Source organism: Roseovarius roseus, from assembly GCF_043355935.2.
Lineage (GTDB): Bacteria > Pseudomonadota > Alphaproteobacteria > Rhodobacterales > Rhodobacteraceae > Roseovarius > Roseovarius roseus.
In genome coordinates this window covers 81,370-106,422 of record NZ_JBHFPE020000004.1, presented here as the reverse complement: position 1 = coordinate 106,422, position 25,053 = coordinate 81,370, and the positions used below count along the sequence as shown (strand labels likewise).

Annotated in this window: 24 protein-coding genes and 1 tRNA gene; 6 read left to right on the top strand and 19 right to left on the bottom strand. The window is 64.0% G+C overall.

From position 1 onward, the window contains the following. Position 1: 1 nt before the first annotated feature. The 7 genes from ACEWPL_RS08800 to proS form a co-directional block, all read right to left on the bottom strand. Positions 2 to 2,293 (bottom strand): right-handed parallel beta-helix repeat-containing protein, encoded by a 2,292-nt coding sequence (locus ACEWPL_RS08800; RefSeq protein WP_393931441.1) that lies wholly within the window; start codon positions 2,291 to 2,293, stop codon positions 2 to 4. Between the two features lie 142 nt (positions 2,294 to 2,435). Next, positions 2,436 to 2,843 carry a DUF4864 domain-containing protein gene (locus ACEWPL_RS08795; RefSeq protein ID WP_393931438.1) on the bottom strand — a complete coding sequence of 136 codons (408 nt, stop codon included), beginning with the start codon at positions 2,841 to 2,843 and terminating at the stop codon, positions 2,436 to 2,438. A gap of 61 nt (positions 2,844 to 2,904) precedes the next feature. Next, positions 2,905 to 3,900 carry an Ldh family oxidoreductase gene (locus ACEWPL_RS08790; protein ID WP_393931436.1) on the bottom strand — a complete coding sequence of 332 codons (996 nt, stop codon included), beginning with the start codon at positions 3,898 to 3,900 and terminating at the stop codon, positions 2,905 to 2,907. A gap of 53 nt (positions 3,901 to 3,953) precedes the next feature. After that, on the bottom strand, positions 3,954 to 4,637 hold the full coding sequence (locus ACEWPL_RS08785; RefSeq protein ID WP_393931434.1) for an ABC transporter ATP-binding protein: 684 nt from the start codon (positions 4,635 to 4,637) through the stop codon (positions 3,954 to 3,956). Continuing rightward, positions 4,630 to 5,919, bottom strand: a complete 1,290-nt coding sequence (locus ACEWPL_RS08780; protein ID WP_393931432.1) for a lipoprotein-releasing ABC transporter permease subunit — start codon at positions 5,917 to 5,919, stop codon at positions 4,630 to 4,632. Before ACEWPL_RS08780 ends, ACEWPL_RS08785 begins: the two co-directional genes overlap by 8 nt. Positions 5,920 to 5,974: 55 nt before the next feature. Then, positions 5,975 to 6,478, bottom strand: a complete 504-nt coding sequence (locus ACEWPL_RS08775) for a DUF2937 family protein (RefSeq protein WP_393931430.1) — start codon at positions 6,476 to 6,478, stop codon at positions 5,975 to 5,977. Continuing rightward, the gene (gene proS, locus ACEWPL_RS08770; protein ID WP_393931428.1) at positions 6,479 to 7,834 is read right to left on the bottom strand and encodes a proline--tRNA ligase; all 1,356 of its coding nucleotides are present in this window, start codon (positions 7,832 to 7,834) and stop codon (positions 6,479 to 6,481) included. A gap of 164 nt (positions 7,835 to 7,998) precedes the next feature. On the opposite strand from proS, the gene ACEWPL_RS08765 reads away from it, so the two are divergent. From ACEWPL_RS08765 to ACEWPL_RS08750, 4 genes are all read left to right on the top strand, one after another. After that, a complete protein-coding gene (locus tag ACEWPL_RS08765) occupies positions 7,999 to 9,066 on the top strand; it encodes an AI-2E family transporter (protein ID WP_393931426.1) in 1,068 nt (355 codons plus the stop codon). Then, on the top strand, positions 9,066 to 9,758 hold the full coding sequence (locus ACEWPL_RS08760) for a P-loop NTPase family protein (RefSeq protein ID WP_393931424.1): 693 nt from the start codon (positions 9,066 to 9,068) through the stop codon (positions 9,756 to 9,758). The genes ACEWPL_RS08765 and ACEWPL_RS08760 overlap by 1 nt, the downstream gene beginning before the upstream one ends. Positions 9,759 to 9,823: 65 nt before the next feature. Continuing rightward, positions 9,824 to 11,998 (top strand): RNA degradosome polyphosphate kinase, encoded by a 2,175-nt coding sequence (locus tag ACEWPL_RS08755; RefSeq protein WP_393931422.1) that lies wholly within the window; start codon positions 9,824 to 9,826, stop codon positions 11,996 to 11,998. 97 nt (positions 11,999 to 12,095) lie between these two features. Beyond that, positions 12,096 to 13,664: a Ppx/GppA family phosphatase gene (locus tag ACEWPL_RS08750; protein ID WP_393931420.1), complete on the top strand. Its 1,569-nt coding sequence runs from the start codon at positions 12,096 to 12,098 to the stop codon at positions 13,662 to 13,664. Here ACEWPL_RS08750 and ACEWPL_RS08745 read toward each other — a convergent pair. The 5 genes from ACEWPL_RS08745 to ACEWPL_RS08725 all read right to left on the bottom strand — a co-directional run bounded on the left by ACEWPL_RS08745 (position 13,661) and on the right by ACEWPL_RS08725 (position 16,978). Then, positions 13,661 to 14,026, bottom strand: a complete 366-nt coding sequence (locus ACEWPL_RS08745; RefSeq protein ID WP_393931418.1) for a hypothetical protein — start codon at positions 14,024 to 14,026, stop codon at positions 13,661 to 13,663. The two genes, ACEWPL_RS08750 and ACEWPL_RS08745, sit on opposite strands and share 4 nt — an antisense overlap. 76 nt (positions 14,027 to 14,102) lie before the next feature. Further along, positions 14,103 to 15,134 carry an endonuclease/exonuclease/phosphatase family protein gene (locus ACEWPL_RS08740; RefSeq protein WP_393931416.1) on the bottom strand — a complete coding sequence of 344 codons (1,032 nt, stop codon included), beginning with the start codon at positions 15,132 to 15,134 and terminating at the stop codon, positions 14,103 to 14,105. Then, the gene (locus tag ACEWPL_RS08735) at positions 15,131 to 15,814 is read right to left on the bottom strand and encodes a TerB family tellurite resistance protein (RefSeq protein ID WP_393931413.1); all 684 of its coding nucleotides are present in this window, start codon (positions 15,812 to 15,814) and stop codon (positions 15,131 to 15,133) included. Before ACEWPL_RS08735 ends, ACEWPL_RS08740 begins: the two co-directional genes overlap by 4 nt. A gap of 67 nt (positions 15,815 to 15,881) precedes the next feature. After that, the gene (locus ACEWPL_RS08730) at positions 15,882 to 16,370 is read right to left on the bottom strand and encodes a GNAT family N-acetyltransferase (RefSeq protein WP_393931411.1); all 489 of its coding nucleotides are present in this window, start codon (positions 16,368 to 16,370) and stop codon (positions 15,882 to 15,884) included. Further along, the gene (locus ACEWPL_RS08725; protein WP_393931409.1) at positions 16,367 to 16,978 is read right to left on the bottom strand and encodes a VOC family protein; all 612 of its coding nucleotides are present in this window, start codon (positions 16,976 to 16,978) and stop codon (positions 16,367 to 16,369) included. Before ACEWPL_RS08725 ends, ACEWPL_RS08730 begins: the two co-directional genes overlap by 4 nt. A gap of 164 nt (positions 16,979 to 17,142) precedes the next feature. Here ACEWPL_RS08725 and ACEWPL_RS08720 point away from each other — a divergent pair. Continuing rightward, positions 17,143 to 17,218, top strand: a tRNA-Met gene (locus ACEWPL_RS08720). A 182-nt stretch (positions 17,219 to 17,400) separates the two neighbouring features. Here the strand turns inward: ACEWPL_RS08720 and scpA are convergent. After that, positions 17,401 to 19,533, bottom strand: a complete 2,133-nt coding sequence (scpA, locus tag ACEWPL_RS08715) for a methylmalonyl-CoA mutase (RefSeq protein ID WP_393931407.1) — start codon at positions 19,531 to 19,533, stop codon at positions 17,401 to 17,403. Then, a complete protein-coding gene (locus tag ACEWPL_RS08710) occupies positions 19,487 to 20,440 on the bottom strand; it encodes a hypothetical protein (protein ID WP_393931405.1) in 954 nt (317 codons plus the stop codon). The genes scpA and ACEWPL_RS08710 overlap by 47 nt, the downstream gene beginning before the upstream one ends. Positions 20,441 to 20,616: 176 nt before the next feature. Here ACEWPL_RS08710 and ACEWPL_RS08705 point away from each other — a divergent pair, with 176 nt between their 5' ends. Continuing rightward, positions 20,617 to 21,078: a DUF4174 domain-containing protein gene (locus tag ACEWPL_RS08705; RefSeq protein ID WP_393931403.1), complete on the top strand. Its 462-nt coding sequence runs from the start codon at positions 20,617 to 20,619 to the stop codon at positions 21,076 to 21,078. Positions 21,079 to 21,094: 16 nt separating this feature from the next. Here ACEWPL_RS08705 and ACEWPL_RS08700 read toward each other — a convergent pair whose 3' ends face one another. From ACEWPL_RS08700 to ACEWPL_RS08680, 5 genes are all read right to left on the bottom strand, one after another. Beyond that, the gene (locus ACEWPL_RS08700) at positions 21,095 to 21,616 is read right to left on the bottom strand and encodes a hypothetical protein (protein WP_393931401.1); all 522 of its coding nucleotides are present in this window, start codon (positions 21,614 to 21,616) and stop codon (positions 21,095 to 21,097) included. Between the two features lie 6 nt (positions 21,617 to 21,622). Continuing rightward, on the bottom strand, positions 21,623 to 23,623 hold the full coding sequence (gene accC, locus ACEWPL_RS08695; RefSeq protein ID WP_393931399.1) for an acetyl-CoA carboxylase biotin carboxylase subunit: 2,001 nt from the start codon (positions 23,621 to 23,623) through the stop codon (positions 21,623 to 21,625). Positions 23,624 to 23,720: 97 nt separating this feature from the next. Beyond that, positions 23,721 to 23,900 (bottom strand): hypothetical protein, encoded by a 180-nt coding sequence (locus tag ACEWPL_RS08690; protein ID WP_393931397.1) that lies wholly within the window; start codon positions 23,898 to 23,900, stop codon positions 23,721 to 23,723. A 424-nt stretch (positions 23,901 to 24,324) separates the two neighbouring features. Continuing rightward, a complete protein-coding gene (locus ACEWPL_RS08685) occupies positions 24,325 to 24,684 on the bottom strand; it encodes a hypothetical protein (RefSeq protein WP_393931395.1) in 360 nt (119 codons plus the stop codon). A gap of 96 nt (positions 24,685 to 24,780) precedes the next feature. Further along, a complete protein-coding gene (locus tag ACEWPL_RS08680) occupies positions 24,781 to 24,915 on the bottom strand; it encodes a hypothetical protein (protein ID WP_393931393.1) in 135 nt (44 codons plus the stop codon). Positions 24,916 to 25,053: the final 138 nt, after the last annotated feature.

Genomic DNA, 25,053 nt, shown 5'->3' with positions numbered 1-25,053 from the left:
ATCAGAACGGATCGTCGATCCGCATCACTACCGTCATCGTGCCTCGGACCGGCGTGCCGAATTGGAGGCGTATCCAGTTACTGTCCGGCCCCTGCTTGGCCTCGTAATAGGGCGCAACATGCACGATCGATCCCGACGCATCACGTAGTGGCCCGGCGGGGATTGCCGATGTGACGGTCTGCACAAAGGCGCCGAATGGCAGGTTTTGACCCGCATCGATTGTCCAAGTCTGCGCGGGCGACGATTGCTCGTATTCGATCATCAGGGGGCTGGAGACCGGGTGAAAGATGTTGCCAAAGGTATTGTCTGCAAAGGCAATGTTCTTGATCCGGTTATAATCCAGGTCCGCAAAGGTCGTATCGATCCGCTCGATCCTGTCGATGGGATCGTCGATGATCCGGAACGAGTTGCCGCTGACATTGACGCCGTTCAGATAATGCCCAGACCCATGCGGCTTGACCACAATGAACGTGAACCAGGGCGCGACATTTCCCGCCAGAAACACGTTGTCGACGATGTTCAGCGCACTGAAGGAGAACTCGCTGGAGAATTCGGGCGCCGCGTCATGCTCGTTGCTCCACTCGATAAAGCAATTGTCGACATAGTTCGAATTGACCGTGCTCCGGCTGTTGGTGCGCGTCAGGATCAGGCCCGCCGTCCGCGTGCCGTCATTGGACTCGTCGCCCTGAAACCAGTGATTGCCCGAGACGATATTGCTCGACCCGGCCAGCAGGGCGAAGTGTCGGAAACGCGTCACGCGGTTGTCGCGCAGCTTGACGTCATTGGCGTTCGCATTCAGCGCGATAGAGGTGCGATCCGCGACCAGCTCGGCATCCTCATTCGACAGAAACTGGCAGCGGTCCACGATCATACCCTGATCGCCCACCGACAGGCTGGAGATGCCGCGATCCTTGGGGCGGGTAAAGAAACAGTCGCGGAAATGAAACCCGGTTCCCGCCTGCGGCAGCATCACACAGCTGCAATCGCCGCCGGCCTGAAATTCAATATTCGACAGGCTGAACTTGCTCAGCTTCTCGAAGCCACTGAAATCCAGCATGTATTTGAACCGCCGAAAGGTGAAATTCTGCGTGCCCGCCGCATCGTAAAGCTGCTGGCTCAACCGCACTTCCTGCGCCGGAATATCGATGCTCGCGACATAGACCTCGCGCCCGACGCCATTACCCTCGACCACCGCGCCCAGGGGGATGTTGGCCACGTCGACGACATTGGTCAGGCGCAGGGGGTCACTGGCCGAATAGGTCGCGCGCGAGGTGACCACCTCTGTCTCCCATGCCGTGCGCTCAAGCGCCGAGAATTGCCCATTCTTGATCAGGCGGCGCTGCGAGTAAGAGGTCTTGTCAGGCACGGCGGCGGCCATGTCGATCGGTCCGGACAGCGAAATGATGCGCCCCTGCATGTCGAGCGACTCGTGCCCAGAATTGTTCAAGAGCGCCTGGAACGCCTTGCGAAACCCTTCTTCCTCATCGCCGAAGGCGTCGATATACGCGGGCAGGTCGTAGTTACGGGTCAGCGCCAGAATATGCTCGCGCGCCATGACAACCGTGCCGTCGAAACGGACGGAGGATTGCATCGTCACACTGTCGCCAAGCCGGTAGTTGCCGTCCGGCACCAAAACGTCGCGCCCCGCCGCCGCGGCATCTGCCGCCTCAAAAGCAGGGGCGTCGTCATGCACACCGTCACCGATGGCGCCGTAGTCGCGCACATCCACGATGTCGATCAGATCCCGCAGGAAAACGCGGGTGACGTCCTCGATCTCCAGATCGTCGATGCGCACGACGCCGCCGTTGACGCCGATCAGGTCCAGCCCAAAATGGCCATATGCGGCGCTCGGCCCCCAGACCATGTCAACGCCGGGCCGCTGGCCGGTCCCGACAATCGCACTGATCTCGACCACCTCACCATACCGGGTCAGCGTGATCTCTGGGCCGGTCTCATCCGCCCCGCTGACCGCGCCACCGTCCGGCAGACTGGCGCGGCCCGCAATGCGCACCGTCGGCAGGTTGCCCGACATGGCCTTGATGCGCGCAGTGACGCGCAGGTAGCAGCCGGGCAGGATCGGCGTTTGCCCCATATAGCGCAACCGCTGCACCGTCTGCGCCTTCTGCAGCTCCAGCGTGCTGCCAAAGTCCTGATCGGCGGGCAGAAACGCCGCATTGGGCGCGTTCAGATAGGTGTCCGAGCCCGGCGTGCCATCGCCGCTTGACCAGACGCCCAGACCATCCGCAAAGCTCGGCGGCATGAAGAGGATCCCGTCGGTAACTGCCTTGTTCATCTTGCTTTCCCTTTCGCACCCGGCCCGGTCAGCGGACGGCGGATGTCACTATTGACGCCAGACCGGGGCGCGCCCGGTTGGCTGAGGGACTTAAAGATGCAAGGTTAACGGGCGCTGGCAGCACCGTGACGGTGGTGGCGCTTCAGGCCGTTCCGGCGGCCGCGCGCCGGATGGTCACGCCGTTGATTTTCCGGCCATCTTCTCCCTGTTGCATCTGGTACTCAAGAATATGCAGCGCGCCGTCCAGATCACGGATCATCACGTCCTGATAGAGCCGCCCGCCCCGCTCTTCCAACGCCAGAAACCGCAGATTGTCTGGACGCCAGACCATGGGGTAGCCGCCCTTGACCATCGCGCCAAAATTCTGTGCGGTGCCAAACATGCCCTGAATCGTCGGGCTGGCATAGGTAAAGGCCGTGTCGAAATCATCCGCCTCAAAGGCCCTGATCTGCGCCTCGATCACGGCACGAATGGGTTCTTCTTGCGCGCCGGAGGCCTGAGGCAGGCCAAGCGCGGCGGCGGCGCAAAGCGCCAGTATGAAATGTCTCATATGTATCCCTCCCTGACGGGGAAGATACTCTGCGCCCCGCTTCGGGCAAATGACAAAGCCGTCAGGCGCGCCCTGCCAGCCCTTGCACCTGCGCCCAAAAGGCATCGGGTACGTCGACGTGCACAGCCTCGACACGCCCCTGCCCCGGCATCCGCGCGCCCTCATTGGCGGCCACACCCTCGGCCAGTCGGGCAAGGCGCGCGGCGAAATGCTCGGACATGCCCGGATCGATCAGCAGGTAGAACTGCCCCAGATCATGCGGCGCGCCCTCGGGCGCCTTCAGCGGCGCAACATCCAGGCTGGCCAGCCCCCCGGTCAGACCCGCCGCCAGCACTTCGGCCATCAGGCCAAAGCCCCAGCCCTTGTAGCCCGCCGCGCTACCCCCGAGGCTAACCAGCGAGCCGGCCAGCGCCGCCTCCGGGTCGGTCGTCGGGCGGCCTTCCTTGTCGACAGCCCAGCCTTCGGGGATCGCCTCACCCGCCGCCTTGGCCATGGTGATCTTGCCCAGCGCAACGGTGGTCGTGGACTGGTCGAACTGCATGGCGACACCGCCCTGCCCGTCCGGCACCGAGAATGCGATGGGATTGGTCCCGATCACGCGCGTGCTGCCGCCCGGCGGCGCGACGATGGGCGTTGCGTTCGTCAGGCCCAGCCCGATTAGCCCCGCACGCGCGATCTGCCCCGTGAAATAGCCCAGTGACGTGCAGGTATGCGCGTGGCAGACCGCCAGCGACGCCGTCCCATTCTCGCGCGTGGCGGCGATCGCCTCGGGTAGCGCCTTCTGAAACGCCGCCTGCGCAAAGCCGAACTTCGCATCCACCCGGACCGATCCGGGGCGCGGGCGCGTCACTTCGGGCGCGGCACTGCCTTTGACCCGGCCGCTTGCCAACTGCTGGCAATAGCTCTCCAGATAATACAGCCCGCAGATCGGGTTGCCCGTCGCTTCCGCCTCGCGGATGGCATCCGCCACACTGGCGGCGATCCATTCCTCGGCCCCGTGTCGCATCAGCGCGGCCTTCGAGAGGGCTTCGATTTCGGTGGTAGCGATGGTGGGCATGGCAAGCTCCTTGAACTATGCCGCCTTTTGCGCCGCCCGGCCTGCCGCGTCAATCATCCCGGTACAAGGCGCCCGTGATCCAGCCGGACCACCCGGTCCATGCGCGCCGCCAGCTCGAGGTTATGAGTGGCGATCAGCGCCGACAGCCCCGTTTCCCGCACCAGCCCCATCAGCGTGGCAAAGACCTGATCGGATGTCGCCGGGTCAAGGTTGCCCGTCGGCTCGTCCGCCAGCAACAGGCGTGGACTGTTGGCCAGCGCACGGCAAAACGCGACGCGCTGCTGCTCGCCCCCCGACATGGCGGACGGGCGGTGCCCCGCGCGCGGCCCGACGCCCACGTGATCCAGCAATTCCTGCGCGCGCACCTGCGCCTCGTTCCGGCGCACGCCATCGGCCAGTTGCGGTAGCACGATATTCTCAAGCGCCGTAAACTCGGGCAGAAGGTGGTGAAACTGGTAGACGAACCCCACATCCCGCCGCCGTGCAATCGTGCGCCGCCGGTCGCCAAGGCCGGTCATCACCTCGCCCCCGATCGACACCTCGCCCGCATCCGCCGTGTCCAAAAGCCCCGCAATATGCAGGAGCGTGGATTTGCCGGCCCCCGAGGGGGCAACCAGCGCCACGATCTCGCCGCGCGCGATGTCCAGATCGGCGCCGCGCAAAACGGCAATCTCGGCCTCCTTCCCGCGATTGTAGATCTTTTCGATGCCTTTGAGGCGCAGCACGGGATCACTCATAGCGCAGCGCCTCCACCGGGTTCATGCGCGCGGCGCGGCGCGCGGGAAAAATGGTCACGATGAAGGACAGCGTCAGCGACAGCGCCACAGCAGACATCACATCGCCAAATTGCAGCTTGGCGGGCAGATAGTAGATGCCGCGCACCGAAGGATCCCATATCTCGCCCCCCATCGCCCAATTCACGAAGGCAAAGAGCGGGTCAATGTAAATGGCGAAGAGACAGCCAAGGATCACCCCCATCGCGGTGCCGATTATCCCGGTGAAGGCCCCGCAGATGAAGAACACGCGCAAGACCGAACCCTCCGTCAGGCCCATCGTGCGCAGAATCCCGATATCGCGGCCCTTGTTCTTGACCAGCATGATCAGGCCCGACGTAATGTTCATCGCCGCGATCAGCACAAGGATCGACAGGATGATGAACATCACGTTGTCCTCCACCTCCAGCGCGCGCAGAAAGCCGCCCGACTGGTCCTTCCATGTCCAAAGAAGCGCGCCTTCGCCCGCCGCCTGCATCAGGGGCACAGCCATGTCACCCACCTGCTCGGGGTCGGTGACCATCACCTCCAGCTCATCCGCCGCGCCCTCGCGGTTAAAGAACGACTGCGCCTCGGCAAATGGCATGTAGACGCGCGTGCGGTCGATATCCCAGCGCCCAGCGCTGAAGATATAGGCCACGTCATAGGCATTGACGCGCGGGGTGGTGCCAAAGGCGGTCTTGACCCCGCCGGGCGAGATGATCTTGACCCGGTCACCCACGCCCACGCCCAATTCGCGCGCCACGCCCGAGCCTATGGCGATGCCGGTCCCGAACTGCTCGATATCGCCCTGCCCGGTCTCGGGGTCCGCGATGCGCGGGATGCCCTTCAGATCCTCCAGCGTGATCCCGAACACCTCGACGCCTGCGTTCCGATCGCGCGCATTGGCCATCACCTGCCCCTTGATCAGGGGGGCGACGCGGGTCACGCCCGGCACCGCGCGCACGCGCTCGGCCATGGCGGGATAATCCTCAATCAGCCGGTCGATCCGGCCCGAGGCGGCATCGACCTCGCCCGCGTCATAGACGGTGACATGCGCGTTAGACCCAAGGATCGTATCGACGAATTCCGCGCGAAATCCGGCCCTTACAGCCAGTGTTGCGATCAGAGCCAGCACCGCCAGAGTAATCCCGATCAGCGAGATCCACGTCATCACGCTGACGCCGCCCTCCGCCCGCTTGGCGCGCAGGTACCGCCAGGCGATCATCCATTCATAGGGCGCGAAGGGGGGCGATTTGCCTGCCACGTCAGGAACCTTTCCTCAAAATTCGGCGCAACTTGCGCCGGGTTGCCGTCCGCCGTCAAGCGACGCCGGCGCGCCTCCGGCGAAAGGGCGCGCGCAAAAGCGCCAGAACGCCTCCGACAACGGCCAGCCCGCCCAGAAATCCAGCCCCGGCAAAGATGCCGCCCGCCGCAGTCAGGGGCACGGCGGGCTGAAACTCCTGCCACGCGGCTTCGGCGATCTCGGGATCGGCGAACTTGCCCATGCGGTGGGCGCGGGTGAACGGCCCGGCACTGCGCAGTGCCGCCAGATCCGAGGACAACCGATGGTGACGCAGGATCACGCCCTCCATCGTCTCGGCCCGCTTGGCCCCCATCACGCCGCCCTGCGCCAGATCAGACAGCGCCGCCTCGCGGCTCAGCCCGACCTCGGCGGCATCGGCGTCAAACTCGGCCACGAAGCGGCCCAGCTCATCCACCGCGCCGCCCAGACGCTGCACATATTGCTGCGAGAACTCGGGAAATTGCGATAACCCCGCCGCCCCGGCGAGACCGCCCACCAATGTGAGGGCGCGCAGCAGCATTCAGAAAGGCGTCGCCACGCGGTGAGGCGCGTAGATCTCGGCGAGGCGCTTGATCGCGTCCTCGGGCGGCATTTCCTCGCTCTCGCCGGTGCGGCGGCTGGTCAGTTCGACCACACCGTTCTTGAGCCCGCGCGGCCCCACGGTGATCCGCCACGGCAGGCCGATCAGGTCCATCGTGGCGAACTTGCCGCCCGCCCGCTCATCGCGGTCGTCGTAAAGCGGGTCGAGGCCCAGCGCGACCAGCCCGTCATAAAGCGCGTCGCAGGCCGCGTGCGCCTCGGCGTCGCCCTGCTTGAGGTTGACGATCCCCGCATGGAAGGGCGTCACACCCTCGGGCCAGATGATGCCCTTGTCATCATGGCTGGCCTCGATGATCGCGCCCACAAGGCGGCTGACGCCGATCCCGTGGCTGCCCATATGGACCGGCACGGATTTGCCATCCGGGCCCTGCACGGTCGCGCCCATGGCGTCCGAATACTTGGTGCCGAAGTAGAAGATCTGCCCCACCTCGATGCCGCGCGCCGTGCGGCGGCGCTCTTCGGGGACCTCATTGAACAGGGCCTCGTCATGGGTCTCATCAGTGCGGGCATAGCGCGATGTGAACTCGTCCAGAACGGCGCGGCAGGCCTCGTGAGATTGGTAATCCACTTCTCGGTCGCCGAATTTCAGATCGGTGATCTCGCTGTCATAGAACACCTCGCTCTCGCCCGTCTCGGCCAGCACCAGGAATTCATGCGTGTCGTCGCCGCCGATCGGGCCGCTATCGGCGCGCATCGGGATGGCTTGCAGGCCCATGCGCTCATAAGTGCGCAGGTAGCTGACCAGATGGCGGTTATAAGCGTGCAACGCATCCTCCTTGGTCAAATCGAAGTTGTAGCCGTCCTTCATGTAGAACTCGCGGCCCCGCATCACGCCAAAGCGCGGGCGCATCTCGTCGCGGAATTTCCACTGGATCTGATACATCGTCAGCGGCAGATCCTTGTAGCTGCTGACATTTGCGCGGAAAATATCCGTGATCAGCTCTTCTGCGGTGGGAGTGAACAGCATGTCACGGTCCTGCCGGTCCTTGATGCGCAGCATCTCGGCGCCATAGGCGTCATAGCGCCCACTTTCGCGCCAGAGGTCGGCGGGCTGGATCACCGGCATCAGCATCGGCATGTGACCTGCGCGAATTTGCTCCTCGTGGACGATATTCTCCAGCTTGCGCAACACCTTGAAGCCCATGGGCAGCCACGAATAGATCCCGGCCCCCGCCTGCTTGATCATGCCCGCGCGCAGCATCAGGCGATGGGACACGATCTGCGCCTCGGCGGGCGTCTCTTTCAGAACGGGCAGAAAATAGCGGGACAGGCGCATGACGATCCTCTCGGAGGGACAGGGACATTTGCCCCCGTTTATGGCCTGACGCGCCCCCCGGCAAGCCACGCGTGATGCACAAGGCACTGTTTCGGCGCAAACACGCACTTGAAAGCGCGCGCTGCTTGGGCGACATGTGTCAGACGCCCACCTGAAAGGACATCATGGCCCTGCCCGTATCGACGCAGCTGAAATACTGGGGGATCGCTGCGGCGGTCTTTCTTGGCGTGCTTTGGGTGCTCGGCGATGTGATACTGCCCTTTGTCGTCGGCGCGGCCATCGCCTATTTTCTTGATCCCGTGGCCGACAGGCTTGAACGCCTCGGTCTCAACCGCGCCATGTCGGTCGCGGTCATCGCAGTCCTGTGTCTGCTGATCTTCATCGCGATGACCTTGTTGGTGGTGCCGACATTGGTCAACCAGACGACGGCCCTGATCGAGAGCGCGCCAGAGTTGACGCGCAAGTTGCAAGTCTTTGCCAACAATCATTTTCCTGACATTGCCGACGCCGACAGTGCGCTGCGCCAGTCGCTCACAGCCATCGGCGAGACGATCAAGGAACGCGGCGGCCAGATGCTGGAGGCGATACTCGGCTCAGTCTCGTCGCTGATCAGCGTGCTTGTTCTTTTCGTCGTGGTTCCGGTTGTCGCGGTCTACCTGCTATATGATTGGGACCGCATGGTGGCGCGCCTCGACGATATGCTGCCGCGCGAACATGCCCCCGTGATCCGCTACCTCGCGGGCGAGATCGATGCCACGATGTCGGGCTTCATCCGGGGGATGGGCACCGTCTGCCTCATCCTTGGCACCTATTATGCCGTAGCGCTCATGCTGGCCGGTCTGCAATTCGGGCTTGTCGTGGGGTTTGCCGCGGGCCTGCTGACCTTCATTCCCTATGTCGGCGCGCTGGTGGGCGGCGTTCTGGCCATCGGCCTCGCCCTTTTCCAGTTCTGGGGGGATTGGCTGCAAATCGGCCTCGTCGCGGTGATCTTCGTGCTGGGCCAGACGATCGAGGGCAACATCCTCACGCCCAAGCTGGTCGGCAGTTCGATCGGGCTGCATCCTGTCTGGCTGATCTTCGCCCTGACGGTCTTCGGTACATTGTTCGGCTTTGTCGGGATGCTGGTGGCGGTCCCTGTCGCGGCGGCGATCGGCGTCTTGGCGCGCTATGCCATCGGGCGGTACAAGGACAGCCAGCTCTACCGCGGAGCCCCGAAGCAAGACGGCCTGTGATGGCGCGCCGGATCGTCCCGCCCCGTCAGCTCAGCCTCGATCTGGTCACCATGCCCGCACAGGGCCGGGATGATTTCTACGTCTCGTCGGCCAATGCAACCGCCGTTGCGCTGATCGAGGGCTGGCAGGACTGGCCGGCGCGCAAGCTGGTGCTGAACGGCCCGCCCGGCTCGGGCAAGACGCATCTGGTCCATGTCTGGCGCGATCTTTGCGGGGCTGTCATTCTGCCTGCAAAGGACCTGCCCGGCGCCGATATCCCGACCCTTGCCGCTGGACATGTCGCCATCGAGGGCGCCGATACCATCGCCGGTCAAAAAGACGCGGAAGAAGCGTTCTTTCACCTGCACAACCTCACATTGGCCGAGGGCAACTCTCTTCTGATCACGGCGCGCAGCGCGCCCAACCATTGGCCGCTGGTTTTGCCCGATCTGGCTAGCCGGATGCAGGCCACGCCCACCTGCACGCTGAAAGAGCCGGATGACGAGCTGCTTGCAGCCGTCCTGATGAAGCAGATGGGCGACCGGCAGATCCTGCCGACGCCGGGTACCATCCCCTATCTCGTGCGACGCATGCCGCGCGCCTTCGGGGATGCGGGCCGCGTGGTGGCGGCGATTGACCAGCTCGCGCTCGAGCGGCGGCGCCCGGTCACGCGCGCCCTAGCCGCCGAGGTGCTGGACAAGCTGGGCCTCTAGAGCCACACTCAACCTTGCCCCGCTTTATCACACTCCCGTCATATCAGGCCGCTATTTCCCGCCTTATGAATTACGCAGATTTCCTTGCCTCGCCCTTTCCGCCCGCTCAGGACCTGCCTGATCTGGATCGCACCGGCCCCGGCCGGTTCTACAACCGCGAGCTTAGCTGGCTGGGTTTCAACTGGCGCGTGTTGGAAGAGGCGCAGAACCTGCGTGTGCCCCTGCTGGAGCGGCTGCGCTTCCTGTCGATCTCGGCCACCAACCTGGATGAGTTCTACAACGTGCGCGTCGCCGGCCTGCGCGAGCTGGCCCGCGCGGGCAACACGACCCCCGCCGCAGACGGGCTGACGCCGGCCGAGCAGCTGGTGCTGATCAACGAAAACGCCCGTCGCCTGCTGGGCGCGCAGCAGCAGACCTATCAACAGCTCCGCGATGAGCTGGAGGGCGAGCAGATCACCATCATGTCGGGCGCGGACCTGACTGAAGATGACCAAACCTATCTGAACGATGTTTTCCTGAACAATGTCTTTCCGGTCCTCTCGCCGCTGGCGATCGACCCGGCGCATCCGTTTCCCTTCATCCCGAACCTTGGCTATACCCTTGCGCTGAACCTGATGCGCACCCGCGACAAACGCCCGCTGCAGGCGCTCCTGCCCATTCCGCAGCAGATCGACCGCTTTGTCGCGCTGCCGGGGGCGGTCGGCGCACACCGGTTCCTCCCGCTCGAAGAACTGCTGATCCTGCATCTGCACAGCCTCTTTCCGGGTTACAAATACAAGGGCCATTGCGCCTTTCGCGTCCTGCGCGACAGCGATCTGGAGGTCGAGGAAGAGGCCGAGGACCTCGTGCGCGAATTCGAGGTCGCGTTGAAACGGCGCCGCCGCGGCGAGGTGGTGCGCATGAACATCACCGCCGATGCGCCGGACGCGCTGCGCAGCCTCGTAATGGAAGAATTGCACGTCACACCGGACGAGGTGGTCGAGGTCGAGGGCATGATCGGACTGGCCGATCTCAAGGAACTGGTGCTCGAGGCCCGGCCCGACCTTCTCTGGCCCAGCTTCTCACCGCGTGTGCCCGAACGGGTGCAGGATTTCGACGGCGACATGTTTGCGGCGATCCGGCAAAAGGATATGCTGCTGCATCACCCCTATGAGACGTTCGACATGGTCATCCGCTTTCTCAAGCAGGCGGCGAACGATCCCGATGTGGTGGCCATCAAGCAGACGCTCTATCGCACCTCCAACCTCTCGCCCATCGTCGAGGCGCTGTGCGAGGCGGCCGAGAACGGCAAATCCGTCACCGCGCTGGTCGAGCTGAAGGCGCGCTTTGACGAGGCCGCGAACATCCGGCAGTCACGCCGCCTGGAGCGCGCGGGCGCACACGTCGTCTACGGATTCCTTGATCTGAAAACCCACGCGAAAATCAGCACCGTGGTCCGCCGCGAGGGCGATCATCTGGTAACTTATACCCATTACGGCACCGGCAATTACCACCCCATCACCGCGCGCATCTACACCGATCTGTCCTTCTTCACCTGCAACACCGCGCTGGGGCGCGACGCCACCAAGGTCTTCAACTACCTTTCGGGCTACGCCCAGCCCGAGATGCTGGAAAACCTCGCCATTTCGCCTACCACGCTGAAGCCCCGCCTGCTGGAAATGATCGCTGCCGAGATCGAGCATGCCGAGGCGGGCCGCCCCGCCGAGATCTGGGCCAAGATGAACGCACTGATCGAGCCCGATATCATCGACGCGCTCTATGCCGCCAGCCAGGCGGGCGTCCGCATCAGCCTCGTGGTGCGCGGCATCTGCGGGCTGCGCCCCGGCGTCGCGGGCCTCAGCGAGAATATCCGCGTCAAATCCATCGTCGGACGGTTTCTGGAGCATAGCCGGATCGTCTGTTTCGGCGCGGGCCACGGCCTGCCGCACAAAAAGGCGCGTGTCTACATCTCCTCCGCCGACTGGATGGGCCGCAACCTCAACCGCCGCGTCGAGACGCTTGTCGAGATCGAGAACCCTACCGTCAAGGCGCAGATCACATCGCAGGTTCTGGCCGCCAACATGGCCGATACGGCGCAAAGCTGGGTTATGAAGCCCGATGGCGGCTTCGAGCGCATACCCGTCCCTGAAGGCGAATTCGCCTTCAACTGCCACCGCTTCTTCATGGAAAACCCGTCGCTCTCCGGGCGCGGCTCGGCGGGGGCCGCGGATGTGCCCAAACTGACCCATGCCGAAGACTGATCCTGCGCCAGATTGTCCGGCGCGCAGCACATGCGTTGACGGCGGAGGCCCGCGTGGCACATAAGACGGCAGAAAAAGGACGAGGGCTGGTGAGAATATGAGCACACCCGAAACCGAAGGCGACAGCGCCGATAGCGGCGCGGCCTTCAGCCCGTTTGGCCGCGCCCTGTTCGATTCGCCCTCTGCCCGGCGCCTGCGACGGGTCGGCGTGGTTGATGTCGGCTCCAACTCGGTCCGGATGGTGGTGTTTGACGGGGCGGCCCGCAGCCCCGCCTATTTCTTCAACGAAAAGATCATGTGCGGCCTTGGCGCGGGAATGTCCGAAACCGGGCGGCTCAATCCCGATGGGCGCGCCCGCGCCCTTAGCGCGCTGCGCCGTTTTGCCCATCTTGCCCGCGCGATGGAAACCGGCCCGCTGACCTGCGTTGCAACCGCCGCCGTGCGCGAGGCGCTGGACGGCGACGATTTCCGCCGCGAGGTCGAAGAGGAAACCGGCCTCATCCTCTGGGTCATCGACGGGCGCGAAGAGGCGCGGCTGTCGGCGCAGGGCGTCCTTCTGGGCTGGCCCGGCGCATACGGCCTCGTTTGCGATATCGGCGGCTCGTCCATGGAACTGGCCGAGATCAACGGCGGCACCGTCGGGCGGCGCGTCACCTCGCAACTGGGCCCGCTGAAACTGCGCGACATGAAGGGCGGGCGCCGCGCACGCCGCGCCTACATCGCCGAAACGATCGAGGCCATGACCGCCGAGCTGGGCGAACAGCGCAACCGTCTCTTCCTCGTTGGCGGCTCGTGGCGCGCCATCGCCCGCATCGACATGGAGCGTCGCGCCTATCCGCTGCACGTTCTGCATGAATACCGCATGCGCGCCTCCTCCGTGCGCGACACGCTGGCCTATCTGCAGTCCTCGGGCGATCTCGACTCGTTGCGCCAACGGGCGGGCGTGTCCGCGGCGCGTATGGCGCTGGTCCCGCAGGCCGCCGAGGTTCTGCGCGAAGTGGTCCGCATCTTCAAGCCGCATGACATCGCCGTCTCCAGCTACGGTATCCGCGAGGGCATGCTTTACGAGCAGATGCCCCAGCAGTTGCGCGACCGCGATCCCCTGATCGAGGCCTGCCGCTTTACCGAGGCGAAGGACGCGCGCGTGCCCGGCTTTGGCAAGGTGCTTTATCATTTTATCATGCCGCTTTTCAAAGCGGCCAAGCCCGAGCGCGTGCGCCTGATCAAGGCCGCCTGTCTGCTGCATGACGTCAACTGGCGCGCGCATCCCGATTACCGCGCCGACATCTGCTTCGACACCGCGACACGCGCCAATCTGGGCGGTCTGAAACATTCCGAGCGGATTTTCCTCGGATTGGCCCTCCTGCACCGCTATTCCAACTCGACCGGCCATACCCGCTTCGAAGACGTCAATCGCCTGATCGACGAGCCGCTGCGCCGCGACGCCGAGATCCTCGGCCGCGCGATGCGCTTTGGTGCCATGCTCTGGCTGCAGCGCGAGGCGCCTCCCGGTGCCCTACACTACTACCCCAAGAAAAAGGTGCTGGAACTGGGTCTCGCCCCCGAGGCCAAACCGCTGTTCGGCGAGGTTGCCCAAGCACGCTTCGCCTCGCTCGCCTCGTCGCTGGGGGCAACCCCCACGGTCAAGGACGCGGTGCCCTCCTAGATCTCGATCTCGCCTTCTGTGTCCGGAACAGCGTCCGGCGCAGGCCGTTCAGGCCCCTCACCCTCGGGCGTCTCGGGCTCCAGAGGCACCTTGCGGCGAATGATGATATCGCCATTCGGCAGTCGCTCAGGTGCGGCGTAAACGCTCAGATCGTCAACATCCTCCAGGATCTCGGCCAGCGCCGGCCCCATCTCCTCGGCAAAGTTGCGCAGTTGCGGACCAAACCGCTCAGCCATATCGCGCAGGCCCTCCATCGCCGGCTGCGCCTCTTTCATCAGGCCATCCAGCAGCATACGCGCACCGTCTTCGATGAGCGATCTGCCATCCTCGGACGGGTCAGCCTCCTGTGCAGCGGCAGGCATGGCAAGACTAGCAGCAAGGGCGAGCGGAAGAAGTATCTGTCTCATAGGTTCAATATAGCGCGTCTGCCGCGCCGATTTAAGCCCCAAGGTCGATATCCAGCGTCACCGGGAAATGATCCGACGCCGTCAGCAGCGCCTCGCGCAGCGCGGGCGTGCCATAGCAATGCGGATCGTCGAAGGGGTGCCAGATGCGCCAGACCGGCGCGCGTGCCCGCAGATCGGGCGAGACCATGATGTAATCCAGCAGCGCCTGCATGTAGCGGCCTTCGTGATTCATGTAGAATCTCGATGTGCTGTAGCGCGCCCCGATCCGCTGGCCCAGCGCCGAATGCGCATGCGGATCAAACAGTTGCACCTCCTGGCCGTCCCCCAGCACCACCTCCACCGAGGAGCGGCCAAAGAGATCCTCGTACACATCCAGACCGGGGCCGTCGTTCAGATCGCCCATCACGATCAAGGACTCCCCCGCCGCCAGATGCTCGGCCACGCGGCTGCGCAGCCATATCGCCTGCGCCAATTGCTTGCGCCGATTGGCTATGGCCATGCGCATGACGTCCTCAGGCGTCGCCGCCCCGTAGGGCGCCTTGGATTTCAGGTGCACCCCGATCAATCGCACCGCGCCTTCGCCATGCGGCTCCAGCCGCACCTCCAGCGGCGGCTTGGAAAACCGCACCAGATCCTCTTTGGCGTCGATATCCAAATCGATGCGGAACGTCCCGTCAAAGCGAGGCGCCCCGGCCGCGCCCTGCTTGCCCGTCGGCGCACCTATCGGATCATGCGCCGCGCTTATTACGTAGGGATCATAAAGCAGCGCAATTTCCTGCTGGGTGTCATTGCGAAACCCCATCAGCGCACACCGTGTGCGCAGCCCCTTGGCCTCTGCAAATCCTTCCAGCGCGGTCACGGTGCTGCGCTGACCATTGTCATCCGGCGCCTCGATGATCATCAGCGCATCGGCATCCAGCGCGTGCATGATCATGGCAATCGCCGCCGCCTGTTCCCTCCGCGTAACATCGCGGCGCGACGACCATTCCCCATCTTCGATCAATCGCCCCGCATCATCGAACAGACTGTTGAACCATTCGATGTTCCAGGTCGCCAGCCTCATTCTCCGCGCGCCGCGCGAATCTGGTCCCACGCGCGGTTGATATCGACCATGCGCTTTTCGGCAAGGCGCATCGCCTCAACCGGAACGCCGCGTGCGACCATCCGGTCAGGATGCGAGGCCCGCACCCTCTCGCGATATCGTTTGCGCAAAGTGTCCATGTCGTCATCCGGCGACGCGCCCAGCACCTGGTAGGGGTCGGGCGCTGCATCGGGCACGAATCGGCAGCGCATCTGCTGAAAATCGCGTTCGGGCAGCTCGAATATCTGCGCAACCCTCTCAAGGAAGATATTCTCGTCAGGGTGATACTGACCATCGGCTATCGCAATGTGGAAAAGCCCCTCCAGCAGATCGCTCAGCGCATCTGTCTGATCCCCGAACATCGCCTTGATGCGCGCAGCATATTCCTCAAATCCCGCCACGTCCTGCCGCGCCAGGTTGAAGACCCGCGCCGCGCCCGCCTCATCATCCTGCGCAATCTGAAACACCTCTCGAAAGGCCGACACCTCGCCCCGCGTCACCTGGCCGTCGGCCTTCGCCATCTTGGCCCCCAGCGCGATCACGGCGATGGCAAAGGCCACGCGCCGCTCGGGCGGCGTGCGCAGACGCTCGAACACATGGCTCAGCCCCTCGCCATTGGCGAGGGCCGACACGGCCTCGGTTATGCGGGTCCAGAGCGACATGGCGCGATCCTACTGCCTTTGCTCAGCAGTGTCAGTGCGATGCAGCATTCCGCGCCGAAAAAGCGTCTCAGAGAATTTTTTGCAACAGGACAAGGTCCATCCATCGCCCAAATTTACGGCCAACCTGCGGCATGCGCCCGACCTCGGTAAAGCCCAGCGCCTCGTGAAACGCGATGCCCCCCGCATTCTCGCCGGTGACGCCGGCGACCAGAACATGCACGCCCTGTGCCCGCGCATGCTCTTCTAGCGCGGTCATCAACGCGCGGCCAGCACCGCGCCGCCGCACCTCGGGCGCCAGAACGATGGTATGCTCCGCCGAATGCGCATAACCCGGCCCTTTGCGAAACAGAAACCAGGTGGCCACTCCGATCACCTGCCCCGCCTCTTCCGCCACCAGGAACGCTCGGCCCTCCTCGGCACAGGCGTCAATCTCGGCGGCCAGCATAGCCCCCGTCTTCTCGACGGTCGTAAAGGTGATGGCCGTATCGCGGATCTGCGGGTTCCAGAAATCCATGATCCGCGTGACATCGTCCCGCCGCGCGGGCCGCACGATCATCCCAGGAACCTGCATCCGCCGGGCGTGTCGAATTCCGCGCGCAGCCCGGCCTGCCCCGTCTCGAAGACAACGCGGCGGTCCGATAGATGACCCTCAAGCCGCGCTTCCAGCTCCTGCGCCTCGGGATGGGTCACGATCAAGCGGCGCAGCGATATCCCGTGGTCCGGCAGCAGCGCGGCGGGATGCGCATCGCAATCCCATTGAATCACCGCCGGATGGCAGTCATCGAATGGCAGTTGCCCATCCTCAGGGACCGCCATGCGCCAATTAAGCTCGCCGCGCACCAGCGCAACCTGCGGCCCCATACCCGGAAGCGCCTGCTGCGCTGCTTCCAGATCCCTGGTGCGGCAAATCCAGTTGTGCAGCCGCGGCGGGCCGGAAAACCGGTCCAGATCGAACCAGCGCGCGTGGGCCAGCTTGGCGGCCTCCGGATCGATTGCAATCACTTCCAGATAGAGGCCCCCGGATAGTCCCAAAAGACGATTATGCGTGCCGAAATGTGCATGCTGCCCGCCCGGTCCGGCCCTCGCACCAATGGCATCATGCAGCCACTCACACCCCTCCCCCAAAGTTTCGGCGGCAATGGCAAGGTGATCGAGTTCAAGCAAATGAGGGACCTTTCGGATCGGGTTCATATCGCGCCCGACCTTAAACGCGCCCGCGGGCGAAGTTCAATCCCACCCGCCCCGGCGCGCCCGCCGCAAATTAACCGGATAAGAAGACCGATTTGCACCTTGACGGGCGCGCGGCTCTGCCTTAGCCACGCGCCCATGGCGTGGTAGCTCAGGGGTTAGAGCAAACGACTCATAATCGTTAGGTCGGTGGTTCAAATCCACCTCACGCCACCACAGACACTTTGCAGCGCAAAGTGCCCTCTCCGCGAAAAATCATCCTGGCACTCAGTGCCCCTTGGACCCACCGGTGCCATGGTGCCGCATTTTGCGATGCAAAATGCCCGCGCAAATAGACATTTGCGCGTCCTGTTAGCGGCAGGCGAAGGCGCGGCAGTCTTCCGCCGCGCCGCCATGGATCACTTCCGCGCGTCGCGGATCATCTTGAGGATGTCCTGCGCCGCATCGGGGATATTCGTGCCCGGCCCAAAGATCGCCTTCACGCCGGCCTTTTTCAGGAAGTCATAGTCTGCCTGCGGAATCACCCCGCCGCAGATCACCAGGATATCCTCGGCGCCCTGGGCCCTCAGCGCCTCGACCAGCTTGGGCGCGAGGGTCTTGTGGCCGGCGGCCTGGCTGCTGATGCCGATGACATGCACGTCGTTGTCTACCGCGTCTTGCGCGGCCTCCTCGGGCGTCTGGAACAGCGGGCCGACATCGACGTCGAACCCGATATCGGCAAAGGCCGTCGCGATCACCTTGGCGCCGCGATCGTGCCCGTCCTGGCCCATCTTGACCACCAGCATCCGGGGGCGGCGACCTTCTTCCTCGGCGAAATCCTCGACCGATTTCTGAATGGCGGCAAAGCCCTCGTCGCCCTCATAAGCGGCGCCATAGACACCGGCCAGCGTTTTTACCTCGGCGCGATGGCGGCCGAACACCTTTTCCATGCTCATCGATATCTCTCCTACCGTGGCGCGGGCGCGGGCCGCCTCGACCGCCGCTTCCAGCAAATTGCCGCCCTCGCGCGCGCGGCGCTCAACCTCGTCCAGCGCGGCAGTGCAGGCGTCTTCGTCGCGCTCGGCGCGAATCTTTTCCAGCCGTGCGATCTGGCTGTCGCGCACCTTGGAATTGTCGATATCCAGCAGGTCGATCGGGTCTTCGCTGTCGCGGCGATACTTGTTGACACCGACGATCACCTCGGTGCCCCGGTCGATCATCGCCTGACGTGTTGCCGCCGATTCCTCGATCCGCAGCTTGGGCATGCCGCTGGCCACCGCCTTGGTCATGCCGCCCATCTCTTCGACCTCTTCCATCAGCTCCCATGCCTTCTCGGCCAGCTCTGCGGTGAGGCTTTCGACATAGTAGCTGCCGGCCAGCGGGTCGACGACCGCACTCACCCCGGTTTCCTCCTGCAGGATGAGCTGGGTGTTGCGGGCAATCCGCGCGCTGAAATCGGTGGGCAGCGCCATCGCCTCATCCAGCGCATTGGTATGCAGCGACTGCGTGCCGCCCAGAACGGCGCTCATCGCCTCGTAGGCGGTGCGCACGACGTTGTTATAGGGGTCCTGCTCTTGCAAGCTCACGCCAGAGGTCTGGCAATGGGTGCGCAGCATTTTCGAGCGATCATTCTTGGCGCCGAACTCTGTCATGATGCGGTGCCACAACAGACGTGCGGCGCGCAGCTTGGCCGCCTCCATGAAGAAATTCATGCCGATCGCGAAGAAGAAGCTGAGCCGACCTGCGAATTTGTCGACGTCCATGCCCGCCTCGATGGCGGCCTTCACGTATTCGCGCCCATCGGCCAGCGTATAGGCCAGCTCCTGCACCAAGTTCGCGCCAGCCTCCTGCATATGGTAGCCGGAGATCGAGATCGAGTTGAACCTGGGCATGCCATTCGAGGTGTATTCTATGATGTCCGAAATGATGCGCATGCTGGGCTGGGGCGGATAGACGTAGGTGTTGCGCACCATGAACTCTTTCAGAATGTCATTCTGAATGGTGCCGGACAGGACCGACTTGTCATGCCCCTGCTCTTCGCCCGCGACGATGAAATTGGCGAGGATCGGAATGACCGCGCCGTTCATCGTCATGCTGACACTGACCTGATCAAGCGGAATCTGGTCGAAGAGGATCTTCATGTCCTCGACCGAATCGATGGCGACGCCGGCCTTGCCCACATCGCCCTCTACCCGGGGGTGATCACTGTCATAGCCGCGATGCGTCGCCAGATCGAAGGCAACGGACACGCCCTGCTGCCCGGCCGCCAGATTGCGGCGGTAAAAGGCGTTCGATTCCTCGGCCGTCGAGAAACCGGCATATTGCCGGATGGTCCAACGGCGCCCGGCATACATCGTCGCCTTGACGCCGCGGGTGAAGGGGGCGGCGCCGGGGATGCCGCCCATATGCTCCAGGCCCTCGATATCCTCGGCGGTATAGAGCGGCTTGACGTCGATCCCCTCAATCGTGTGCCAGGTCAGATCCTCCAGCGGGCGGTCCTTCAGCTCAGCCTCCGCCAGCTTGCGCCACTCGCCTTGCACCTTCTTGGTCATGATGTCGTCCTCTTGTCTCGGCCGGAATGGGCGGTGTTTGCCCCGCCTCGTCCTGGCCCGTTTCTTCTGTCAAAGTCGCCAGACCGCCTGCACCGGCCCGCAGCCAGTAGAGATCGTCCAGATAAGCCTCGCGCAGGGCTGCACGCTCCTCTCGCGAAAATAGTTGCCATGGCCCCTGCCCGCCGGGAAGAACCCCAGGATTGCCGCCGCGCTCGAAAATCAGCCGCCGCAGTTCGGGCAGATCGGGCGCGCGGTTCAGCCATTCGCGCGCGTGGGCCTGAGGCACCTCGCTGAGGCCTGTCAGAGCCTTTAGACGCGCCTCGGGCCGCGACGCGAAGGCCTCGTGCGGCATCACCATCACTTCGGTGTCCGGCATGGCGCAGCTGAGATCGGTGATCACGTCGCGCCAGCCGCGCGGACCCGCGACGATTTCCGCCAGACGCTTCGAGGGCGGCACCCGAGCGCCGCGCGCCACCGCATAGGCGATGCACGAGGCCCACCAAGCATCCTGCGCACGCACCGAAATGGCAACGCGCGTGATCCGCCCGCCGAAGGCTGCGTCGTAGCGCGCCATCCGCTCGCCAATGGCCGGATAAAGGCGCATGGCACGTATCGTGCCTCGCGGAGTGCCGATCATATTCTCGTCCGAGACGATCAGTTGGCGTATCCCGGCGTCCTCGGCGGTGCGAAGCGCCAGCGCAATCCGCCCGCGGGCACGCGCCGCCTGTTTTGCTGTGCTGAAAAGGCCCGGGCTGGTCAGAATACCCTCCATGAGGCCCCTGCGCGTCTGCTGAGGTGTCCACACCCCTACGCCCGATCCCGCAAGGCGCGCTCCGTTCTTGCGCAAGTAAAACTGAAAACTGGTGGAGGCGCTGCGATGCACCCCAAGATGCAGGATAATCTCCATGTAAAGGCCCGCCTTTGGCTATGGCACCGCGCCGGAATGGGCGGCACACTCTTGTGCCCTCGGTGCTAGCCGGCATGTCTGATGATGCTCTTAACGGGAAAATTTGCGCAAAAGCGGCCATTTTGCGCATCGCAATCGGCGCATACCCGCTTATATCATACCCGATAGGAGTGCTGATGAAACCAATACTGAGCCTTGTTTTTGCTGGTCTTTTGGCCGGTCCGCTTGCCGCGCAAGAGGTGCTGTCCAACGGGGGGCAGCCTGCCCCCGAGAGCATCGTGATCGAAGGTAACGATGTCGATTTGAAGCAATTTCTATGGGAAAAAAGGCCGCTCGTCGTTTTTGCCGATAGTCCGTACGACCCGCAATTCGTCCGCCAGATGGAGCTGCTGACCCGCGAGCTGGACGAGTTGATCGAGCGCGACGTCGTCATTCTGACCGATACCGACCCCGACGCGAAAAGCGCCTTGCGCGACCAGTTGCGTCCGCGCGGCTTCATGCTGGCGCTCATCGTCAAGGACGGTACCATATATCTGCGCAAGCCGGTGCCTTGGGACGTGCGCGAGATCAGCCGCACCATCGACAAGCTGCCCATGCGTGAGCAGGAGATCGAGGACCGGCGCGGCCTCAGCAACTGAGTTTCGCGAGGCCCGGTCATTTCGCCCCCATCGTGGCAACGACTACGCCCGCATCCACGTCCATCAGCGCCAGGATGCCCTGATCGCGCCCGACCATCAGCACTGCGCGCGGCGCGACCAGAGCGGTGGCAAACGCGGCCTCGGTCTCGGCATCCATGCAGGCGCGCCCCTCGAGGCCGGCCATGCGCATCGCCATGCCGGCGCCGCGATCAGCCTCTATCAACGCGGCGATGGCCGCATCGGGGGTGAGGCGCGCGTCGTCTATCGCGACGGCGCCCTGCCCGCGCAGGATCATCGCCGCCTCACGCGCGTCCCCGGCCACCCGCATTCGCGACGCGATCCGCCCGTCCACCAGCTCGAAACGCCCTGCCGCGCAATGCCTCTGAGAAGTGAAGCTCAGCGTTTCGCCCAAGGGCGCCCAGCCGTCGAGCACCGCGCGCATGTCATCCTCGCTGCTGCGCTGGCACCCGGTCAGCGCAAGCGCCGCCAGACCAAGCAGCGCAGCCGCCCGAAAGGGATATGACGCGGCGCGCAGCATGGCGGGCTATTCGAACTCCATGATGACTTCGTCGACGGCAAGGCTGTCGCCCGGGCCGGCATTCACGACACTGACGATGCCCTGCTTCTCGGCGCGCAGGATGTTCTCCATCTTCATCGCCTCGATGGTGCAGAGCGCCTGACCCTCCTGCACTTCGTCGCCCACGGCCACGTTCATCTTGACCACGAGGCCTGGCATCGGACAGAGCAGCATCTTGGATGTGTCGGGCGCCTGTTTCTCGGGCATCTTGGCAGCCAGTTCAGCCTGACGGGGCGTGCGCACATGCACCTTCAGATCCGCGCCGCGGCAGCGGATGCGGAAGCCGCCCGAGATCTTGCCGACCTTCAGAACCAGCGGCGCGCCATCCACCTCGATCCGGGCCAGATGATCGCCCGGCGTCCAGTCGCTGACCACCTCGATGGATGTGCCATCGTCGAAATGCACCGTGGCCCCCCCGCGGCGCGCCTCGATACGCAGATCATAGCTGGTGCCCTGCAGGGCGACGTTCCAGTCATCGCCCACCTTGCGCTCGTGATTGTCCATGCGCCCCGAAATCCGCGTGCGGCGGATCTCGCCCACCCGGTGCATCGCGGCGCAAGAGGCGGCAACGCGGCGCAGCAGCGCGTCATCCAATACGGCTCCGTCAAACCCGTCGGGATACTCTTCGGCGATGAAGGCCGTCGTGATATCGCCCGAGACAAACTTGGGGTGATCCATCACCGCGGACAGGAAGGGCAGGTTATGCCCGATCCCCTCGACCTCGAAACTGTCGAGCGCGACGCGCATCCCCTCAATGGCTGCGCCCCGGTCCGGCCCCCAAGTGCAGAGCTTGGCGATCATCGGATCGTAATACATGCTGATCTCACCGCCCTCATAGACGCCGGTATCGTTGCGCACGGTAGCGCCTTCGACATCCAGCTCCTCTGGCGGGCGATATCGCGTCAGCCGTCCGATGGACGGCAGGAAGTTGCGATAGGGATCCTCGGCATATAGGCGGCATTCCATCGCCCAGCCGTTCAGCTTGACGTCGTCTTGCGCGATGCTCAGCGCCTCGCCATTCGCCACGCGGATCATCTGCTCGACCAGATCGACGCCGGTGATCAGTTCCGTCACCGGATGTTCGACCTGCAGGCGCGTGTTCATCTCCAGAAAGTAGAAGTTCCGCTCGCCATCGACGATAAATTCGACCGTGCCCGCGCTGGTGTAATCCACCGCCTGCGCCAGCGCGACGGCCTGTTTGCCCATCGCGGCGCGGGTCTCCTCGTCCAGAAACGGGCTTGGCGCTTCTTCGATGACCTTCTGGTTGCGGCGCTGGATGCTGCATTCCCGCTCGCCCAGATAGATGCCGTTGCCGTGGCTGTCGCAAAGCACCTGGATTTCAATATGGCGCGGCTGCGTCACGAATTTCTCGATAAAGATCCGGTCGTCGCCAAAACTGCTGGCCGCCTCGTTCTTGGAGCTTTGAAACCCCTCGCGCGCCTCGTCATCGTTCCACGCGATGCGCATGCCCTTGCCGCCGCCGCCGGCGCTGGCCTTGATCATCACCGGATAGCCGACCTCGTTCGATATCTTGACCGCCTCCTCGGCATCCTCGATCAGGCCCATATAGCCGGGAACCGTCGAAACTCCTGCCTCCTGCGCCAGCTTCTTGGACGTGATCTTGTCGCCCATCGCCTCGATCGCGCCCTTGGGCGGCCCGATGAAGGCGACGCCTGCGGCCTCCAGCGCCTCGGCGAATTTGGCGTTCTCGGACAGGAATCCGTAACCGGGATGCACCGCCTCCGCGCCCGTTTCCTTGATCGCGGCCATTACCTTGTCGATGACGATATAGCTCTCATTGGCGGGCGCCGGGCCGATATGTACGGCCTCATCGGCCATGCGCACATGCAGCGCGTTCCGGTCGGCGTCGGAATAGATCGCGACGGTCTGGATACCCATGGCGCGGGCCGTCTTGATGACGCGGCAGGCGATTTCGCCACGGTTGGCGATCAGGATCTTCTTGAACATGGGCATGTCCCCTTATGATTGGGTCTTGAAACGAAAAGAACCACCCGCGCCCGGTGGCACGGATGGTTCGATGAAGCTCGCGCGATGCGCGGTGATATCAGTTGCAGCGGTCCGGGAAGGCCTGGCAATAGGCGACGTTGCCCGCGGCGCCCACGACGGCGCCTGCCGCAAGGTTGCCGCCAAGGACCGCGGACGTCCCGAGGCCGCCCACGCCGCCGATGGCAGCCTGCTCGCCAATAGTGTCGCCGCACGCCGCGAGCGCAAATAGTGCGAGCACCGCAAATACAGCCTTAGGTTGTCTGGTAATTGTTCTGACCATGGTATGTCGCCCCTTTGTATACATGCACGATGCGAAGCCACATCAGTAAGGTTAACAACCGGCAGGTCAAAACGGTTCCCACCTTTGGCCCGCTTATGGGCGAGTTGCCGCCGATAGACTGAACCCCTTGCTACAGAAAGAAAAAAGAGCGACGTCCGCAATACTGCGAGACGCCGCCCATCAGGGGAAGGGTAACGGTGTGGACATGGTGCCCCGGGCCCTTGGGGAAGGCCCGCCACTACATGCATCACGGTGCCATCGACGCGGGTCCGAGCCAAGTCAAATCCGGAGGCAATACAATTATCGGCTGCATTCCGCGCAGACGCGGAAATCATGGGCAAATTCATGCCGGAGCAGCCTGCAGGAGGGGCGGCGCGCAGGCTCATGCACCCTCCTCGTCATCGAAGGCTGCCGGGAAGGACCGGCGCGCCACCTCGACGTCAAGAACCAGCAGCGCCTCGTAATCCGTGGGATCGAACGGATCAGACACAGGCAGCACCTCGCGCCCCAGCAGCCACGAGAGCCGCCCAGCATCGAGATTGCCGCGCTCGAACGGCTCGTCGCCAAAGCACTCATAGAGCGCCCTCACAAAGCCCGTATCGGCGCGCCGGTCGGGCATGCGCCGGTCGGCGTATCGCTCACGCCGGATCAGGGGCGTGGCGCCCTTGGGATTGGCGCGGCGAATGGTGAACTGGAAATCGGAAGACGGCAATCTGCCGGGGAAGCCGCGATGCTTGATCATGCCATGCCCTCCGATAACGGGCGCTGGCGCAGGCTACGGCCGAGGGTCGAGGCAGGCCCAGCGGCCTGCCCCGGTATCAGGGTCCGACGATGCGGATTAGTATTTGCCGGTCTGAACGGGCTCGGTCGTAACGGGCTCGACCACGACGTAATCGTCCTCGGGTGCCTGCTGGCAAGCCGAGACTGCGACGACCAGGCCGAGGGCCATGAGGCTCTTGATAGCATTCGACATTGAATTCTCCTGTCACTTATTGAAAACGGGGCCGCGCATAGGCAAACGCCCCGCCATGTCTTCGAGGTTTGGATTGCTTGGGTGCAATCGGTGTTGAGGATAATGCAGTTTCGCGCGAAGCGATACGTCATTGCACGA